Origin of the sequence: Nonomuraea sp. H19, assembly GCF_052068215.1 — a bacterium.
Lineage (GTDB): Bacteria > Actinomycetota > Actinomycetes > Streptosporangiales > Streptosporangiaceae > Nonomuraea.
Map to the genome: position 1 here is coordinate 83,203 of NZ_JBQHCV010000017.1, position 18,150 is coordinate 101,352.

16 protein-coding genes, 1 pseudogene and 1 riboswitch are annotated in these 18,150 nt (G+C 67.9%); of the genes and pseudogenes, 13 read left to right on the forward strand and 4 right to left on the reverse strand.

Annotation, left to right across the window (positions count from 1 at the left end):
- Nucleotides 1-3: 3 nt before the first annotated feature.
- From panC to ACTMTI_RS33230, 4 genes are all read left to right on the forward strand, one after another.
- The gene (panC, locus tag ACTMTI_RS33215) at nt 4-864 is read left to right on the forward strand and encodes a pantoate--beta-alanine ligase (RefSeq protein ID WP_441124605.1); all 861 of its coding nucleotides are present in this window, start codon (nt 4-6) and stop codon (nt 862-864) included.
- Nucleotides 861-1,367 (forward strand): DUF6624 domain-containing protein, encoded by a 507-nt coding sequence (locus ACTMTI_RS33220; RefSeq protein ID WP_441124606.1) that lies wholly within the window; start codon nt 861-863, stop codon nt 1,365-1,367. The genes panC and ACTMTI_RS33220 overlap by 4 nt, the downstream gene beginning before the upstream one ends.
- Before the next feature lie 74 nt (nt 1,368-1,441).
- Nucleotides 1,442-3,967: an L-aspartate oxidase gene (locus ACTMTI_RS33225; protein WP_441124607.1), complete on the forward strand. Its 2,526-nt coding sequence runs from the start codon at nt 1,442-1,444 to the stop codon at nt 3,965-3,967.
- Between the two features lie 3 nt (nt 3,968-3,970).
- A complete protein-coding gene (locus ACTMTI_RS33230) occupies nt 3,971-4,753 on the forward strand; it encodes a type III pantothenate kinase (protein ID WP_441124608.1) in 783 nt (260 codons plus the stop codon).
- Nucleotides 4,754-4,806: 53 nt separating this feature from the next.
- Here the strand turns inward: ACTMTI_RS33230 and ACTMTI_RS33235 are convergent, their stop codons facing one another.
- Entirely contained in the window at nt 4,807-5,286 is a 480-nt protein-coding gene (locus tag ACTMTI_RS33235) for a hypothetical protein (RefSeq protein ID WP_441124609.1), read from the reverse strand.
- 145 nt (nt 5,287-5,431) lie between these two features.
- Between ACTMTI_RS33235 and lysX the strand changes: the two genes are divergently transcribed.
- Nucleotides 5,432-6,913, forward strand: coding sequence for a bifunctional lysylphosphatidylglycerol synthetase/lysine--tRNA ligase LysX (lysX, locus tag ACTMTI_RS33240; protein ID WP_441124610.1), 1,482 nt, complete (start codon nt 5,432-5,434; stop codon nt 6,911-6,913).
- Between the two features lie 56 nt (nt 6,914-6,969).
- Here lysX and ACTMTI_RS33245 read toward each other — a convergent pair whose 3' ends face one another.
- Nucleotides 6,970-7,899, reverse strand: a complete 930-nt coding sequence (locus ACTMTI_RS33245; protein ID WP_441124611.1) for an NADP-dependent oxidoreductase — start codon at nt 7,897-7,899, stop codon at nt 6,970-6,972.
- 77 nt (nt 7,900-7,976) lie between these two features.
- Here ACTMTI_RS33245 and ACTMTI_RS33250 point away from each other — a divergent pair, with 77 nt between their 5' ends.
- Nucleotides 7,977-8,375, forward strand: coding sequence for a winged helix-turn-helix transcriptional regulator (locus tag ACTMTI_RS33250; RefSeq protein ID WP_441124612.1), 399 nt, complete (start codon nt 7,977-7,979; stop codon nt 8,373-8,375).
- A 744-nt stretch (nt 8,376-9,119) separates the two neighbouring features.
- Entirely contained in the window at nt 9,120-9,332 is a 213-nt protein-coding gene (locus tag ACTMTI_RS33255; RefSeq protein ID WP_441124613.1) for a LuxR C-terminal-related transcriptional regulator, read from the forward strand.
- 6 nt (nt 9,333-9,338) lie between these two features.
- Here ACTMTI_RS33255 and ACTMTI_RS33260 read toward each other — a convergent pair whose 3' ends face one another.
- On the reverse strand, nt 9,339-10,382 hold the full coding sequence (locus tag ACTMTI_RS33260; RefSeq protein ID WP_441124614.1) for a C40 family peptidase: 1,044 nt from the start codon (nt 10,380-10,382) through the stop codon (nt 9,339-9,341).
- Between the two features lie 5 nt (nt 10,383-10,387).
- Nucleotides 10,388-10,538, reverse strand: a riboswitch (cyclic di-AMP (ydaO/yuaA leader).
- A gap of 264 nt (nt 10,539-10,802) precedes the next feature.
- Between ACTMTI_RS33260 and ACTMTI_RS33265 the strand changes: the two genes are divergently transcribed.
- Complete coding sequence (locus ACTMTI_RS33265; RefSeq protein WP_441124615.1) at nt 10,803-11,363, forward strand: amino-acid N-acetyltransferase; 561 nt, start codon at nt 10,803-10,805, stop codon at nt 11,361-11,363.
- 22 nt (nt 11,364-11,385) lie between these two features.
- Here ACTMTI_RS33265 and ACTMTI_RS33270 read toward each other — a convergent pair whose 3' ends face one another.
- Nucleotides 11,386-12,225: a hypothetical protein gene (locus ACTMTI_RS33270; protein ID WP_441124768.1), complete on the reverse strand. Its 840-nt coding sequence runs from the start codon at nt 12,223-12,225 to the stop codon at nt 11,386-11,388.
- 153 nt (nt 12,226-12,378) lie between these two features.
- Here ACTMTI_RS33270 and ACTMTI_RS33275 point away from each other — a divergent pair.
- The 5 genes and pseudogenes from ACTMTI_RS33275 to ACTMTI_RS33295 form a co-directional block, all read left to right on the forward strand.
- A pseudogene (locus tag ACTMTI_RS33275) lies at nt 12,379-12,855 on the forward strand (RDD family protein); the annotation flags it as partial.
- 123 nt (nt 12,856-12,978) lie between these two features.
- Nucleotides 12,979-13,467 (forward strand): RDD family protein, encoded by a 489-nt coding sequence (locus tag ACTMTI_RS33280; protein WP_441124616.1) that lies wholly within the window; start codon nt 12,979-12,981, stop codon nt 13,465-13,467.
- 263 nt (nt 13,468-13,730) lie between these two features.
- Nucleotides 13,731-13,910 (forward strand): hypothetical protein, encoded by a 180-nt coding sequence (locus ACTMTI_RS33285; protein WP_441124617.1) that lies wholly within the window; start codon nt 13,731-13,733, stop codon nt 13,908-13,910.
- 72 nt (nt 13,911-13,982) lie between these two features.
- Entirely contained in the window at nt 13,983-14,315 is a 333-nt protein-coding gene (locus tag ACTMTI_RS33290; RefSeq protein ID WP_441124618.1) for a histone-like nucleoid-structuring protein Lsr2, read from the forward strand.
- Nucleotides 14,316-15,385: 1,070 nt separating this feature from the next.
- Complete coding sequence (locus ACTMTI_RS33295; RefSeq protein WP_441124619.1) at nt 15,386-17,887, forward strand: ATP-dependent Clp protease ATP-binding subunit; 2,502 nt, start codon at nt 15,386-15,388, stop codon at nt 17,885-17,887.
- Nucleotides 17,888-18,150 lie beyond the last annotated feature (263 nt).

Genomic DNA, 18,150 nt, shown 5'->3' on the forward strand with positions numbered 1-18,150 from the left:
GCTATGGATCTGATCGTCGCCAGAAACCGGGAAGATCTGGTCAAGGCGCGTGCCGGTGGTGAGGTGGCCCTGGTGCCGACCATGGGCGCGCTGCACGAGGGGCACCGGTCGCTGATGCGGCTCGCCCGTGCCAGGGCTGATCAGGTCGTGGTCAGCATCTTCGTCAACCCTTTGCAATTCGGTCCAAACGAGGATTTTTCACGCTATCCCCGTACATTCGACGCGGACCTTGAGATCTGCCGGGCCGAGGGCGTGGACGTGGTGTTCCATCCGGCCGCCGAGGACATCTACCGCCCAGAGCGCCAGGTCAGCGTGTCCTCCGGCGAGATGGGCACGATCGTCGAGGGTGCCTCCAGGCCGGGGCACTTCGACGGCGTGCTGACGGTCGTGCTCAAGCTGTTCAACCTGGTCCAGCCGCACGTGGCGGTCTTCGGGCAGAAGGACGCCCAGCAGCTCGCGCTGATCCGCCGCATGGTCGCCGACCTCGACGTGCCGGTCGAGATCGTCGGCGCGCCCACCGTACGCGAGCCCGATGGCCTGGCCCTGTCCAGCCGCAACCGCTACCTGTCCGCGAGCGACCGCCAGGGGGCGCTGGCGCTCTCCCGCGCCCTGCGGGCCGGCGCGGCCGAGGCTGCTCCGTCGAGGATCCGCGCGGCGGCCCAGGCGGTGCTCGACGCGGCCCAGCCCGAGCTCGCCGTGGACTATCTGGTGCTGGTGGATCCGGCCACGTTCACCGAGGTGAGCGAGTCGTACGCGGGTCCGGCGATTCTCGCGGTGGCCGCGAAAGCCGGTAACACGCGGCTGATCGACAACGTCACCCTCACCTTGAATCGCGCCCGAGGCGGATTATCGTCGGAATCATGACCGACGAGGAGTTACGGGACGAACTGCTCCGGCGGATGAAGGTCGACCAGGCCATGCGTGACCCGGCCAAAGGCTTTCCCGGCGACCGGCGGCTGGCCCGGCTCCAGAGATTGGACGAGGGCAACACCGCCTGGCTCTATTCGGTGGTCGCCAACCGCGGCTGGCCGCGGGTCTCGCAGGTCGGGGCGCGGGCCGCGCGGGGAGCCTGGCTGCTGGCGCAGCACGCCACCTCGCTGGAGGCGCAGCGCCTCTTCCGCGCGTTGATGGCCGAGGCCGTGGAGAGCGACGAGGCCTCGCCGCGCGACCTGGCGTACCTGGAGGACCGGGTACGCGTGCGCTCCGGCCGCCCCCAGCTGTACGGCACGCAGTTCCACGACGGCGGCGACGGCCTGGAACCCATGCCGATCGAAGAACCCGGCCTCCTCGACGAGCGCCGCGCGGCCGTGGGGCTGGAGCCGTTCGCCGAGTACGCGGCGTTCATCAGGAAGACCGAGGGACTCTGACACCCCGGGGCATGAACACGCGGCGCCGCGCGTTATCGTCATGTTGACGAAATTGCCTCAGTGAGGAGAGCCCCATGAGCGCACCGGCGATTCCCCTGCGGCTGACCGCGCCCGCGCCCGGCTGGACCGCCGCGGCCGACGTGGTCGTCGTGGGCTCCGGCATCGCGGGCCTGACCGTGGCCCTGCGCTACGCCGAGCTGGACCCGGCCGCCAAGGTCCTGGTCGTCACCAAGGACGTGCTGTCGTCCGGTTCGACGCGGTGGGCCCAGGGCGGCATCGCCGCTGTGCTCGACCCCCGTGACACGCCCGAGGAGCACCTGAGCGACACGTTGCTCGCCGGGGTCGGCCTGTGCGACGTGCGGGCCGTGCGGACGCTGGTGACCGAGGGCCCCGGCGCGCTGCGGCGGCTGATGGCGCGCGGCGCCCGCTTCGACCGGACCCCCGAAGGGGAGCTCCAGCTCACCCGTGAGGGCGGGCACCGGAGGCGCAGGATCGTGCACGCCGGCGGCGACGCCACGGGCGCGGAGGTGCAGCGGGCGCTCGTCGAGGCGGTGCGCGCCGCCTCCATCGAGGTGATCGAGCACGCGCTGGTGCTCGACCTGCTCAAGGACGGCAAGGGCCGGGCCCGGGGCGTGACGCTGCACGTCATGGGGGAGGGGGCACGGGACGGCGTCGGCGCGGTCCGGGCCAGGGCGGTGGTGCTGGCCACCGGCGGCATGGGCCAGGTGTACGCCGCCACCACCAACCCCGTGGTCTCCACCGGCGACGGGGTCGCGCTCGCACTGCGGGCCGGGGCCGTGGTGCGCGACATCGAGTTCGTCCAGTTCCACCCGACCGTGCTGTGGCTGGGCGAGGGCTCGACGGGCCAGCAGCCGCTGATCTCCGAGGCGGTCCGGGGCGAGGGCGCGTACCTGATCGGCCACGACGGCAACAGATTCATGACGGACGTGCACGAGCTGGCCGACCTGGCGCCGCGCGACGTCGTGGCCAAGGCGATCATGCGGACCATGCGCGCGACCGGCCGCGACCACGTCTACCTCGACGGCCGCCACTTCGGCAGGGAGAAGTGGGAGACCCGGTTCCCCACGATCTACGCCATCTGCCGCGAGCACGGCATCGATCCGGCGGCCGAGCTCATTCCCGTGGCGCCCGCCGCCCACTACGCCAGCGGCGGCGTCCGTACCGATCTGCGCGGGCGTACCTCCATCGACGGCCTGTACGCCTGCGGCGAGGTCGCCTGCACCGGTGTGCACGGCGCCAACCGGCTGGCCTCCAACTCCCTGCTCGAAGGGCTCGTCTTCGCCGAGCGTATCGCCGAGGACATCCACCGGGTACGCCCTGAGCCCGGCGACCCGGTCGCGAGCCAGGCCGCGCCCGGGCTGGCCGACCCGCGGATCAGGTCCAGGATCCAGGCCCACATGAGCACCGGGGCGAGCGTGCTGCGCAGCCGCGAGTCGCTGCGGGCCACCGCCAGGGCGCTGCTCGACGCCCGCTGGACGCCTGTAGAGGTGCCGGCCTGCACCGAGTCCTGGGAGACCACGAACCTGCTCACCGTCGCCACCGTGCTCGCCGGCGCGGCGGCGGCCCGGCTGGAGACGCGTGGCTCGCACTGGCGCGAGGACCACGACACGCGCGACGACAACGAATGGCTGGGCCACCTGGACGTGACCCTGACCGAGGAGGGCCCGCTGATGACGTACACGCCGCACGGCGACGCGATGCCGCCGCGCCTGGCGCAGGAACTCACCGCCGCCGGGCTGGATCCGGCCGAGGTGGACGCGCTGATCGACCGGGCGCTCGACGAGGACCTGCAGGAGGCGGGCGACGTGACCAGCCTGGCCACCATCCCGGCGGGCCAGCGCTCGGAGGGCGACGTGGTGGCGCGCAAGGACGGCGTCGTGGCCGGTCTGGCCGTGGCGGAGGCGGTGTTCGTACGGCTGGGCGCGGGGCGTACCGAGCGGAGGGCCAAGGACGGCGAGCGCGTCCGGGCGGGCGACGTGCTGATGACCGTCGAGGGTCCGACGCGGGCCCTGCTGACCGCTGAGCGCACCGCGCTCAACCTGCTCACGCACCTGTCCGGGGTGGCCACGCTGACCGGCCGGTGGGTCGAGGCGATCAGCGGCACCGCGGCGCGCGTGCGCGACAGCCGCAAGACGCTGCCGGGGTTGCGGGCTCTGGAGAAGTACGCGGTGCGCTGCGGCGGCGGCGTCAACCACCGGATGTCGCTGTCGGACGCCGCCCTGATCAAGGACAACCACGTGGTGGCGGCCGGAGGCGTGGCCGAGGCCTTCCGCGCGGTCAGGGATCGTTACCCGGACCTTCCCATCGAGGTGGAGATCGACCGGCTGGACCAACTGGAGGCCGTGCTCGACGAAGGGGCCCGGGAAATCCTGCTGGACAACTTCACGATTGAGGACACCGCACGCGCCGTGCAAGTCGTGAAAAATCGGACGAAAAATAGGATTGCGGTCGAAGCCAGCGGGGGATTGACCTTGGAATCGGCCCGCGCTGTGGCCGAAACTGGCGTTGACTACCTGGCGGTGGGGGCGCTGACGCACTCGGCGCCGGCCCTGGACATCGCACTGGATCTGCGGGGGTAATTGATGCTGCTCACGATCGATGTCGGCAACACGCACACGGTGCTGGGACTGTTCGAGGGCGAGGACGTCATCGAGCATTGGCGGCTGGCCACCGACGCCCGCCGCACCGCCGACGAGATCGCGGTCGTGCTCCAAGGCTTGCTGGCGCAGTCGCCGCTGCTCAAGGGGACCGACATCGACGGCATCGCCATTTGCTCCACGGTCCCGAGCGTGCTCAACGAGATGCGTGAGATGACCCGCCGCTACTACGGCGACGTGACCGCGGTGATCGTGGAGCCGGGCATCCGCACCGGCGTGCCCGTCCGCATGGACAACCCCAAAGAGGTCGGCAGCGACCGGATCGTGAACGCGCTGGCCGCCATCGACCAGTACGGCGGCCCCTGCGTCATCGTCGACTTCGGCACCGCGACGTCGTTCGACGCGGTCTCCGCCAAGGGCGAATACGTCGGCGCGGTCACCGCCCCCGGCATCGAGATCTCGGTCGACGCACTGGCCGCGGCAGGGGCGCAGCTGCACAAGGTGGAGCTCGTCAGGCCGCGCTCGGTGATCGCCAAGAACACGGTGGAGGCCCTGCAGGCCGGCATCATCTACGGATTCGCCGGCCAGGTGGACGGAATCGTCGAGCGCATGACCGCGGAGCTGGCCGACGACCCCGACGAGGTGACCGTGGTGGCCACCGGCGGGCACGCGGCGCTGGTGGTGGGCGAGTCGCGCTCGATCGACGTACACGAGCCGTGGCTGACCCTCATCGGCCTGCGCCTGATCTACAACAGGAACACCACATAGGAAAGCGGCCCCCTCGGGTAAGGGGGCCGCTTGCGCATATGACCGCAGGAGGACTACTCGCTCTCGGCGGTGTAGATGTACTCCCAGGAGCCGCACTTCTTCGGGTAGTTGCTGTGCAGGCCGATCTGGCACACCTTCGCCCGCAGGGCGAAGACGTCGTGCTCCTGGAAGTGGAACTTCTTGTAGCCGGGGTAGCCGCAGTACTTCTTCGAGTAGACGGGCGACCAGTCGTGGTCGAAGTCGCTGGCCTCGAACTTCACGTACGCGCACTTGCCGCCTTCGTCGTAGCTGCGGTTGTCCAGGTCGTACAGCTTGCCCTTGACGTGGACCTCGTTGGACTCCCCGTCGTGGTCCCAGTTCACGCCCACCCAGCCGTTGGCCTTGGCCTGGTGGTGCTTGGAGTAGACCGAGCCCCAGTAGTCGGAGTAGTCGTCGTAGTCGGGCGAGCTGGCCGAGGCGGCGGAAGGAAGCGACAGGGCCAGAGCGGTGGTGGCGGCTGCGGCGAGGAAGCCCGTCGCGATCTTCTTCAACATGTTCTCTCCTTGAGCTCCCCTGGACCGGCTCCCTGCCGGCTCCCCCCTGAGCTCGTGAGATATTGATACGGGCGTCCTCTTGCACGGCCCCTGCAGAGGACCGACGAGCCCTTGCAGGTCGCCATATCCCCTACTCTTTGATGCTGTGAGCGACGAACTTCCCGAGCAGATGCGCATCCGGAGGGAGAAGCTCGACCGCCTTCGCAGCGAAGGCGTCGACCCTTACCCGGTGAATTTCCCCCGCACGGCGACCAATGCCGAGGTCAAGGAGAAATACCAGGGCCTGGAGCCCGACACCGCCACCGGCGACACGGTCGCGGTCACGGGCCGCGTCATGCTCAGCCGCGTGGGCGGCAAGCTCTGCTTCGCCACGCTCCGCGACGGCAGCGCAGACCTGCAGGTCATGATCTCGCTCGACAAGGTCGGCGAGGAGTCGCTCGCCCGCTGGAAGCGCGACGTCGACCTGGGCGACCACGTGGGCGTGATCGGCGAGGTCATCACCTCGCGCCGGGGTGAGCTGTCGATCCTGGCCGAGAGCTGGCAGATCACCGCCAAGTGCCTGCGCCCGCTGCCGGAGAAGCACGTCGGCCTCACCGACCCCGAGGCCCGCGTCCGCCAGCGCTACGTCGACCTGATCGTCAACGACGAAGCCAGGAAGATGGCCCGCATCCGCAGCGCCACCGTGCGCGCGGTGCGTGACTTCTGGCACGAGGAGGGCTACCTCGAGGTCGAGACGCCGATGCTGCAGCCGATCCACGGCGGCGCCACGGCCCGGCCGTTCAAGACCCACATCAACGCCTACGACATGGAGCTCTACCTCCGCATCGCGATCGAGCTCTACCTCAAGCGCCTCGTGGTCGGCGGCATCGAGAAAGTCTTCGAGATCAACCGCAACTTCCGCAACGAGGGCGCGGACTCCACGCACAACCCCGAGTTCACCATGGTCGAGGCGTACGGCACCTACCTCGACTACAACGACATCGCGGACCTGACGCAGCGCATGTACCAGAAGGCCGTCCTGGCCGCGCTGGGCACCTCGGTGGTCGTGCACGACGGTGTGGAGGTCGACCTGGGCCTCGCCTCCTGGCCGCGGATCCCGCTGTACACGTTGGTGTCGGAGGCGGTGGGCGAGGAGATCACGACCTCCACCACCCTGGAGGAGCTCCGTAAGATCGCCGACCAGCGCGAGATCCACTGGGACCCGAAGTGGGGCGCGGGCAAGCTCGTCCAGGAGCTCTTCGAGGCCCTCGTGGAGCACACGCTGGTCCAGCCCACGTTCGTCATGGACTATCCGCTGGAGACCTCGCCGCTGGCCCGCCTGCACCGGGACAACCCGCTGCTGACGGAGAAGTGGGACCTGATCGGCTTCGGCACCGAGCTCGGCACGGGCTATTCAGAGCTGAATGACCCGATCGACCAGCGGCAGCGTCTTGTGGAGCAGTCCCTGCTCGCGGCCGGGGGCGACCCGGAGGCCATGCAGCTCGACGAGGACTTCCTGCAGTCCCTGGAGTACGCGATGCCGCCGACGGGTGGCATGGGGGCCGGCATCGACCGGATGATCATGGCCTTCACCGGCAAGAACATCCGCGAAACGATCCTGTTCCCCCTGGTCAAGCCCACCCATTGAGGCCACCGGCCGGCCCGCCGCCCGCGCCGGGCGAGCGGGCCGGGTCGGCCGCGGGCTCAGGGGACCAGGACGAGGCGGCCGCGGACGCCCCCCGCCACCAGCCGGGCATGCGCGTCGGCCACCTTCTCCAACGGGTACGTGCCCGCCACCCGCAACGTCACCCGGCCGGCCTCCACCAGCCGCACCACCTCACCGAGCTGGGCGGCGTCGGCGCGGAAGAAGACCGTGGCGACGTCGATGCCCCGCAGCCCGACAGGCGCCACCCCGGCCGAGAGCGCCACGAACGCCCCGCCGTCCCGGACCGCGTCGAGCGCAGCCAGCCCCAGCACCGCCGCGTCCACGACGGCGTCCACACCGCCGGGCACCCGGGCTCGTACGGCGGAAGCGAGGTCGTCGCCCCGGGGCACGAACCACTCCGCCCCCAGACCTCGCACCAGTTCCTCGTCCTCGGCGCCCGCTGCCGCCACCACTCGTGCCCCGCGCAGCGTCGCCAGCTCGACCAGGTAGCCGCCGACGGCACCCGCCGCTCCCGTCACGAGCAGGGTCCGGCCCGGCCCCACTCCTGCCCGGTCCAGTGCCTGCCAGGCGGTCAGCGAATTGAGCGGGATCGTCGCCGCCTCGACGGCCGTGAACCCACGCGGCGCCCGCGCCACTGCCGAGGCGTCGAGCACCGCGTACTCGGCCTGCGCCTTGACCGGCAGCTCCAGGCGGGCCATGAGCCCGACGACCTCCTCTCCCACTTGGAAGGCCGCTCCGTCGCCCACCTGGTCCACGGTTCCCGCGACGTCGAACCCGATCCCGTAGGAGTCCAGCGGCCGGGCCACGCCGTAGTCGGCGAGCGTCCCCGCCGCCACGGCGAGGTCGAACGGGTTCACCGCAGCCGCCGCGACCTTGATCCGTACCTGCTGTGGTCCTGCCTCCGGCACCGGCAGCTCCACCAGTCGAGGAGCGCCGGAACCGCCAATGAGTGCACGCATGTTCGTCATGCCGACGACCCTAGGAAGAGTTACTCTCTTCTGGTAAGTAGGCACCCAGAAGTGCGTAACCAACCGGGAGGAGACGCATGGCCACCAAGACGGCGGCGGAGCGGCGCGAGCAGGCCAAGGAGGCGTTCGACGCGTACTTCGCCGAGTGCCCCTCCCGGAAGCTGCTCGACCGCCTCAGCGACAAATGGGTCACGCTGGTGCTCACCGCGCTGGAGGCGGGGCCGTGCCGCTACAGCGACCTGGCCAGGCGCATCGCGGGCGTCAGCCAGAAGATGCTCACCCAGACCCTGCGCGGGCTGGAACGCGACGGCCTGGTCTCGCGTACGCTCACGCCTGCGGTGCCGGTGCGGGTGGACTATGAGCTCACCCCGCTGGGCGAGAGCCTGATGCCGCTGGTGGCCGCGATCAAGAGTTGGGCCGAGGTGCACATCGAGGACGTCGAGGCGGCCAGGGAGCGTTACGACGCCACCGTTTGAGCCGTACCGGACGGAGTCGCGAGGCTCCTTCTGGCCTGCCCGGTTTCCGATATGTGCTCGTCTGTAAGCATCAGGTCAAGGCCGCGGTCGACTATTTCGCTCCGGCCGCGGAAGTATTGATGACTCTCCGGCGACGCTCTCGGCATTCGGTAATGACCCTGACCGCTGACGGATGAGCGAAGCCGGAAATCGGGTTCGTTTCCTCCGGCAGCGCGCCGGTGAGCGTATCGAGGCGCGGGGGAGGTGTTCGAGCATGCACGGCGTGAACGCCTTGCCGGCCGGAGCCCGCGGCCCTGCGTGGCCGGGCGGGCCCCGCCCGCAAGACCGGATCGACCCGCTGACCTGGCGGCGGGTGGGCTCCGTGGCCGAAGCGGAGTCGCCGCGCAGGGCTCATGGGCGGTGGGGGGCGAGCAGCGCCCCACGCGTTACGGACGATCGCGCGACACGTGCTCATTTCGCGATAGCAGGCATATGGTCAGCGAGAAAATCGGCATCGTACGGAGCGAAATCCAAGACACCGGCGAGGCGTATCGGCGTCGGGTCCGGCGCTGCCGGATGGGTCAATGAGACGACACATCGCCCGACCTTCATAACGCGAGTGCGTCACATATATCCGATCATGTCAATAGCGCCCGTCAAGAGTGGCGATTGTCGTGCTTGACGACCTTTCCAGGATGCGTTTACCGTCTGCGAGACGAGCGGCTTTTAGCCCGTCCGAGTTGCTGTTGGGGGGGAGGGCTCCCGATGGGTGTGCTCACCGAAGGGGTTGAGCTTAGCCATGCGGATTTGGCGTTGCTGGCGGAGCTGGCCAAGGGGGTCACGGTCGATCGGGTGGGCAGACGTTTGGACATCAGTGGACGCACCGTACGCCGACGGTTACGGGGCATATGTGACCGCATCGGCGTGGCCACGGCGATCGAAGCCGTGGCCTGGGCAGCCCGCCGACAGTTGATCTAGGGGCGTTCAGTCCGCGATGCGCACCGCGCCGGCGAAGGGCCGGCGCTCGATCGAGGCGACACGTACGACATCACCCGTCTGGGGGGCGTGCACCATCATGCCGCCGCCCAGATAGATGCCGACGTGGTGCAGGTCGTTGTAGAAGAACACCAGGTCGCCTGGGCGCAGCTCGGATTTCGAGATGTGCCGGCCCGCGGTCCACTGGTTCCCGGTGTAGTGCGGCAGCGAGATGCCCACCCGCTGGAAGGCCGCCATCACCAGGCCGGAGCAGTCGTAGGAGTTGGGGCCCTCGGCGCCCCAGACGTACGGCTTGAGCTGCTGCGTGAGCGCCCACCTCGCGGCCTGGGCCGCTTTGCCGTTGCCCGGGATCGGCAGGTTGACCCGGACGGCGCGGGTGCCGGGGCGGCCGGCCTCGCCCAGAGCCCGCCTGAACAGGTCGCTCTCCACGTTCTTCACCAGCTTGGTGATCTTGTCGCGCTTCGATTCGAGGTCTGAGACGATCTTCTGGAGCTCGTCCATGCGCGTCTTGGCGTCGGCTCGGGCGCGGTCGGCGGCGTCCATGGCCTTGGCCAGTTGGTTGACCTCCTCGCCCTGCTCCTGCTCCATCGCGTAGGTCGTCGCCACGATGTCGAGGAACTTCTCCGGGTCCTGGGACGAGGTGAACGCCATCGCCCTGTTCAGGCCGCCCGTTATGTAGGCGTTCTGGGCGAGCAGGACGGCCTTGGCGCGCTTGGCTGCGAAGTCGGCCTCGCTGCCCGTCAGCGTCTTCTGCGCGGCGTCGGCGGCCTTCTTGGCGACTTTGTACTTCTCCCGCTGGCCGTTGTACTGCTCGCTCAGTGTCTCGATCTCCACGTGCAGCTTCTCGACCTGGTCGGAGAGCTCCTTGAGCGAGGGCTTCGGATCAGCGGAGGCCGGACCGGTGGGGACGGCGAATAGGAGTGCGGCGACTATGACGCCTGCCACACCGAGAAGGCGCCGGCGCCGAGCCCGTTCCGGAGGGCGGGCGTTCTTGCCCGCCGACTTCCCCTCACGGCTGAGCGTGCGCTTCACCAACCAGCTCCTCTCATCGACGCCGACCGGGTTAGCTGACGGGTTCGGGCCGGAGCAGCCCTACCGAGAGACTCGGATTCACCCCAGTGGTGGCGTGCGGAGGTCGCCACCGGCGGGTCCCCGGCTTCCCTCGCGGGAATTGGGCGTGTCACCCCGCGACACGCGGGGAAACGTCGTCGCTGGACACTAATGCACTCCGGGTTCGTGCTCAACCAGAACTGCTGGATCTGTAGAGGTTTCACAACCGAAGGGTCACAAGGTGATCTCGTGGACGCTCGTGCAGAACAGACCTTATGTCCTCTTCATCCCTGGTTTTGTGGGAGGTCGCGCCTGTAGTCGTCTGGCCGCGACATGTCACAGTCTTGGGCCAGACGTGGGATTTAGGGCTGAGCCGTAATGACATCTGTACTCTGGAGAGCCATGGAGCAGGTGGCCGAACAACCGACGACGCCCGAGACCGCGGCGGTGGTCCGCCGTGCCCGCACGCCCGACGTGCGGACGATCAGGCGCCTGGTCGACACCTACGCGGGCGCGGGACCGCGGCTCCTGGAGAAGACCACGGTGACGCTGTACGAGGACGTACAGGAGTTCTGGGTGGCCGAGCTGGACGGGCAGGTCGTCGGCTGCGGCGCGCTGCACGTGCTGTGGGAGGATCTCGCCGAGGTCCGCACGGTCGCCGTCGATCCGCAGTGCCGGGGCATGGGCATCGGCCATCGGATCGTCTCCGCGCTCATACGGCAGGCGACGGATCTGGGGCTGCGGCGTGTATTCTGTCTGACTTTTGAGGTCGACTTCTTCGCGCGGCACGGCTTCCGCCCGATCCAGGGCACGCCGGTCTCGCCAGAGGTCTACGCCGAGCTGCTGGCCTCGTACGACGAGGGTGTGGCGGAGTTCCTCGACCTGGAACACGTGAAGCCGAACACCCTGGGCAACACCCGCATGCTGCTCCATCTGACATCGGGTGACGCGGACCTTGACTAGATGGAAAGGTGATTGTTGATACCTATGTCGATACGTTGGGCGGTACAGGCATGTGTCCTGACACGTGCCACATGCGCACGCGAAGCGAGGTGACACGGTGAGCACCGGACAGCCGCCGTATCCACAGGACGAATCCGGCGAGACTTCTGCGCCTGGCACCCCGGACTACGGGCAGCAGAACACGGGCCGCCGCCACGGCGAGCCCGACCCGGACGCAACTGTGGTCGGCTACCGGGCGGACGATGCCTACGGGCAGCAGCCCCAATACGGCCAGCAGGGCTATGCCCAGCAGCCGCAGTACGGACAGCAGCCCCAATATGGTCAGCAACAGCAGTACGGCCAGCAGGGCTACCCCCAGCAAGGACAGCAACCCCAGTCGCAGCCCGACTATGGTCAGCAGGGCTACGGCCAGCAATATGGTCAGGGCCAGCAGCAGGGCTACGGGCAGCAGCCCCAGTCCCAGCCGGGTTACGGCCAGCAGTCGCAGCCCGGCTACGGCCAGCAGCCTTCCTCCGGCCAGTACGGCCAGCAGCAGGGCTACGGGCAGCAGCAGCCGTCCGGTCAGCAGTACGGACAGCAGCAGCAGTCCCAGCCGGACTATGGCCAGCAGGGCTACGGACAGCAGCAGCAGTCCCAGCCCGACTATGGGCAGCAGCAGGGCTACGGACAGCAGTCCCAGCCGGATTACGGGCAGCAGGGCTACGGACAGCAAGCGCAGTCCCAGCCTGACTACGGCCAGCAGTACGGCCAGCAGCCGCAGTCCCAGCCGGGCTACGGGCAGCAGCCCCAGTCCCAGCCGGGCTACGGCCAGCAGCAGTATGGCCAGCAGCCCCAGTCGCAGCCCGGTTACGCCCAGCCGCAATATGGCCAGCAGCAGTACGGCGACCAGCAGTACGGCCAGGCCTACGGGCAGCCGCAGCAGGCCGCCTACGGCCAGCCCGGCTACGGGCAGCAGTACGGACAGCCGGTCGGCGTCCAGCCCCCGGGCGCGCCGGCCCCGCTCGCGGAGTGGTGGCAGCGGCTGGTGGCGAGGATCGTCGACGGTGTGATCTTCGGCATCGTGATGACCGTGGTGACCATCGTTTTCACGCTTCTCCTGGCATCGAGCTACGACTCGACCACCGGGGTGACCACGGGCCTGTTCGGTTCGTTCCTCCTCGGCATCGTGGTAGCGGTCATCCTGACCCTTGCCTACGTCGGCTATGACTTCTTCCTGCACAAGGCGAAGGGTCAGACCGTCGGCAAGATGATCATGGGGATCAAGGTCGTCCAGGTCGGCGGCTCGGTGACACCGGGCGGCATCCCCACCGACGTGGCACTCAAGCGTGCGGGCGGGACGTGGGGCGGCTACATCCTCTACTGGCTGCCCTTCGGGCCCGTGCTCGCCGGCCTTGCGTGCGCCGTCAACGGCGCCTCCCAGTTGTGGGACAAGCCGCTGCAGCAGACGTTCGCGGACAAGTTCGCGGGCACCGTGGTAGTGAAGATCAAGTAGTCTTCCCTGCGCGTAAAACTAGGGGCCGGCTTCCCGCCGGCCCCTATGTTTTGTCCCCCCGGCCGTACCAAAATGGAGACGCCCGCACTCCCCGATTGGCCGCCGAGACGCGAGGTGGAGGTTATGGCCGCGACGCCGCCGTGGGCGGACGCGCTGCCGGCGGAATGGTGGGAACGGCTCGCCGCCCGGCTGATTGAAGCGCTCGTCTTCGGGGTCTTCTATTACATCCTGTTCATCGCGCTCTGGGGCATCTTCCGAACTGTCGGGATGTTGGACGTGCTCGATGGGCGGCTGCCCGGCGTGTGCGCCTGGCTGGTGGCCGGGCTGGGTTATGCGGCCTACGACTGGCGGGCCCATTCCAGGCATGGCAGGACGTTCGGCAAGGCGATCATGAAGATTCGCCTGGCGCCGCGAGACCTTCCGCCGGGAGCGGCGCTGAAACGGGCCCTGGTCTATCCGGCGCCGGTCATGCTGATGGGCATTCCGGTCGTCAATCTGCTGGCTGGAATGTTGCTGTTCGGCGTCGGCTTGCTCATCCTGATCGACAAGCCGCTGGAGCGCGGGCCGCACGACAGGGTTGCCGGAACGCGCGTGGTTAAAGATCTTCGCTGAACCATCCGTACCTGGGCGGATACCTTTTCGCAAAATTTTCTGCTTGATCCGGTAAGGAGCCTGGAGAGACTGGCATTAGGCTATGGGCGTCCGGGTTGCCGGATGTTGGTGCCCCTGGGACGTACAGGGCATCTGCGTGCCGCGATGGTCAGGTGCGGGCGGTTGCCGCCACGCGCGCGATGAGGGCGCCGCGCCCCTCATGGTCGCGCTCCCATGCGCTTATAGCGCCCCCGAAACCCCGCTAGCCGTGGAGGCGAGGACGAATGGAAGCCCTTACGGACGTATTGTCAGCGCTCATCCCCCCGGCCGTGGTCGGCGGCGCCTTCATCTTTGGCGTAGTGAAGTTGGTGCGATCCGAGGCCGCCGGGCGCCGTCCTAACCGGCAGGCGCCGGTCGAGAAGCCGAACCTGATCGGCAAGTCAGCCGAATCCTCGCAGCGCTGAATTGTCTCAGCGCCTTTCCGGGTATATGTTTGGCACGGCGAATGAAACAATGCCCGCGAAAGGATTGCGTACATGGCCAAGCAGATCCAGGAGATTCTCATCGATGACCTCGATGGGGGCGAGGCCAATGAGACGGTCAGCTTCGCTATTGACGGCTCGTCCTATGAGATTGACCTCAGCGACCTTAACGCCAAGAAGCTGAGGGACGCACTCACGCCTTTCGTGCAGAACGCGCGTCGGGCGGGCGCCGTGACCACGCGTCGTCGTGGCCGTGGCGGCAGCCGTGCGATGAGCCGGGAGAAGAGCTCCGAGATCCGGCAGTGGGCCAAGGCCCACGGGCTGCCGGTCAGCGAGCGCGGCCGTATCGCCTCCACCGTCGTCGAGAAGTACGAGGCGGCTCACTAGAGAGTCGTCCGCGACCATGCGCTTATGCCGTTCGCCTTGGACCCCGGCGGCCGCCATAAGCGCATGATCGTCTCCAGGCCTTTCCGAATGCCGGAAGGCTCGGAGCATGATCTCTGAGCGTCCATATGCGGGCGTTTTGGCCGCGTGGTTCCGGTCCGCACCCGGTGCCGTTTCACCGGCGGGCGCCCGCATATGCGAGAGTACCGAGCTCGGCCTGCCCGAATGGCGTTTTACCGCGCTGGCCCGTTCCAAGGGCACGATGCTTCGGATGGCGGAGGGCCGATGCCGGAGGCATGGCAGGCAATGTCCGGATCGGCGCGCCGGAACGTAAGTGCAAGACCCGCTACTTCTGCAGGCCGCTGAACGCGGGGCACCATACGTTGAATGAGGCATGCGGGCCGTCTGGAGTGCCGCCTAAAGCCCGGATCGCCACTGAGAGTGGCGAAAATCCGCGATCTCGTCTCCGACCCGTGCGGCAGTGGGCAAAACTAGAGCTCTTCGAGCACCTACGCACAATGCCGCTCACCGGATGTGCGTACGGGCGCGATTCCCGTGACTCCCCGGACAGTCGCGACCGGTGAGAACTGGATGAGAACCGGATGAGGTCGGTAACCCGGCTGACCAGATGCCGGATAAGCTTGGAGTGCGGCGCGTACCGCGTTGTGCTCACGGCGGAGTGCGCTCACTTGGCCAAGCATTGCGTGGGGACATAGGATGATTGCGTAACAGATACGGACGCGGCATCGAAGATGCGTGGGCGAAGGTCTGCCCCAACAGCGCCTCTGCCCGGGAGCGTCCGATGGCCGATCCGTGTGATCTGCGTACGCCGCGGGCGTCAATTTAGCGCCGCCTTCCAGAAGAGGCCTAAACATCGTTCGCTTGCGGCGTATCGGGAACACGTCACCCCCGAACAGTAGTTGGATGGAGGGTGAACGCCCTGCTCTCGGGGAACGTCTCTGCTATAGAGCGTGTCAGCGGCAGTGGGCACGGTTCGCCGAGCCAGGGCTAGCATGCGGGATGACGGGACCGGATTTACCGGCCTGACTGACCGCTCTGTGAGGAGCGACGAGATGTTCGAGAGGTTCACCGACCGAGCGAGGCGTGTTGTCGTCTTGGCCCAAGAAGAGGCCAGGATGCTCAACCACAACTACATCGGCACTGAGCACATTCTTCTTGGTTTGATCCACGAAGGTGAGGGCGTTGCCGCCAAGGCTCTGGAGAGCCTGGGCATCAGCCTTGAGGGTGTGCGCCAGCAGGTCGAGGAGATCATCGGCCAGGGCCAGTCGGCTCCGTCGGGGCACATTCCGTTCACCCCGCGGGCCAAGAAGGTCCTCGAGCTGTCGCTCCGTGAGGCTTTGCAGCTGGGTCACAACTACATCGGCACCGAGCACATCCTGCTCGGGCTCATCCGCGAGGGTGAAGGTGTGGCGGCCCAGGTGCTGGTCAAGCTTGGAGCTGATCTCAACCGTGTCAGGCAGCAAGTCATCCAGTTGCTCCACGGTTACCAGGGCAAGGAGCCGGCCGCGGCGGGCGGCCCCCAGGAGTCGGCGCCGTCGACCTCCCTGGTGCTCGACCAGTTCGGCCGCAACCTGACCCAGGCCGCCCGCGAGGGCAAGCTGGATCCGGTCATCGGCCGTGAGAAGGAGATCGAGCGGGTCATGCAGGTCCTCTCCCGGAGGACCAAGAACAACCCCGTTCTCATCGGCGAGCCCGGCGTCGGCAAGACCGCCGTCGTCGAGGGCCTGTCGCAGAAGATCGTCAGGGGCGAGGTGCCCGAGACGCTGAAGGACAAGCAGCTCTACACGCTTGACCTCGGCGCCCTGGTGGCCGGCTCCCGCTACCGCGGCGACTTCGAAGAGCGCCTGAAGAAGGTGCTCAAGGAGATCCGCACGCGCGGCGACATCATCCTGTTCATCGACGAGCTGCACACCCTCGTGGGTGCGGGCGCCGCCGAGGGCGCGATCGACGCCGCCAGCATCCTCAAGCCGATGCTGGCCCGCGGCGAGCTGCAGACGATCGGCGCGACGACGCTCGATGAATACCGCAAATACCTTGAGAAGGACGCCGCGCTTGAGCGCCGCTTCCAGCCGATCCAGGTGGCCGAGCCCTCGCTCAGCCACACGATCGAAATCCTCAAGGGTCTGCGCGACCGCTACGAGGCTCACCACCGCGTGTCCATCACCGACGACGCGCTGGTCGCCGCCGCGCAGCTGGCCGACCGCTACATCAGCGACCGCTACCTGCCCGACAAGGCGATCGACCTCATCGACGAGGCCGGTTCCCGGATGCGCATCCGCAGGATGACCGCTCCGCCGGACCTGCGCGAATACGACGAGAAGATCGCCAACGTCCGTCGCGACAAGGAGTCCGCGATCGACGCGCAGGACTTCGAGAAGGCGGCTGCCCTCCGTGACCAGGAGAAGCAGCTCCAGCTCAAGCGCGAGCGGCGGGAGAAGGAGTGGAAGGCCGGCGACATGGACGTCGTGGCCGAGGTCACTCAGGAGCTCATCGCCGAGGTCCTGGCGACCGCCACCGGCATCCCGGTCTTCAAGCTGACCGAGGAGGAGTCGCAGCGCCTGCTCCGCATGGAGGACGAGCTCCACAAGCGGATCATCGGCCAGGACGACGCCATCAAGGGCCTGTCGCGGTCCATCCGGCGCACCCGCGCCGGTCTGAAGGACCCGCGCCGTCCCGGTGGCTCGTTCATCTTCGCGGGTCCCTCCGGCGTCGGTAAGACCGAGCTGTCCAAGGCTCTGGCGGAGTTCCTCTTCGGTGACGAAGACGCTCTGATCAGCCTGGACATGTCGGAGTTCATGGAGAAGCACACCGTCTCCAGGCTGTTCGGCTCGCCTCCCGGCTACGTCGGCTACGAGGAGGGCGGCCAGCTCACCGAGAAGGTGCGGCGCAAGCCGTTCTCCGTGGTCCTGTTCGACGAGATCGAGAAGGCCCACCCGGACATCTTCAACTCGCTGCTGCAGATCCTGGAGGACGGTCGCCTGACCGACGCCCAGGGTCGCGTGGTGGACTTCAAGAACACCGTCATCATCATGACGACCAACCTCGGCACCCGGGACATCTCCAAGGGCATCGGGGTCGGGTTCGCGAAGTCCAACGACACCGAGTCCAACTACGAGCGGATGAAGGCCAAGGTCCAGGAGGAGCTCAAGCAGCACTTCCGGCCCGAGTTCCTCAACCGCGTCGACGACATCGTGGTCTTCCACCAGCTCACGCCGAACGAGATCATCAAGATCGTGGATCTGATGCTCGCCCAGGTCGAGGCCAGGCTGAAGGACCGCGACATGGGGCTCGACGTCTCGCCCGACGCGAAGCAGCTGCTCGCCGACCGGGGCTACGACCCCGTCATGGGCGCGCGGCCGCTGCGGCGGACGATCCAGCGCGAGCTGGAGGACTCCCTGTCGGAGAAGATCCTTTACGGCGAGCTCCGGCCGGGGCAGGTCGTGAAGGTGACGATCGAGGGTGAGGGCGACAACGCCAAGTTCATCTTCAAGGGCGAGACGGCCTCGAAGGTCCCGGACTCGGCGGCGGCGATCGCGGCCCCGATCCAGCACTGACGGCCCATCTTCGCGGCGAAAGCCCCTGTGTGAGGAATCTCACACAGGGGCTTTCGCGCGTCCGGGGCCTTGGCGCGTAGGGAATGCTTACGTTGCGATCTTGGCGCAGGTCTCCGGAGGTGTGACGGGTCTGGGATGATGTGGTGTACATCCATCGCTGACCTGCAGGTATTCCCCCTAGGCCCAGCGCGGAGTCCTCGCCTGCCGGTGTGACAGGTCCGGGCATCGGAGGCCGGTGCGTGATGGGGCGGGGTTCGTGGACG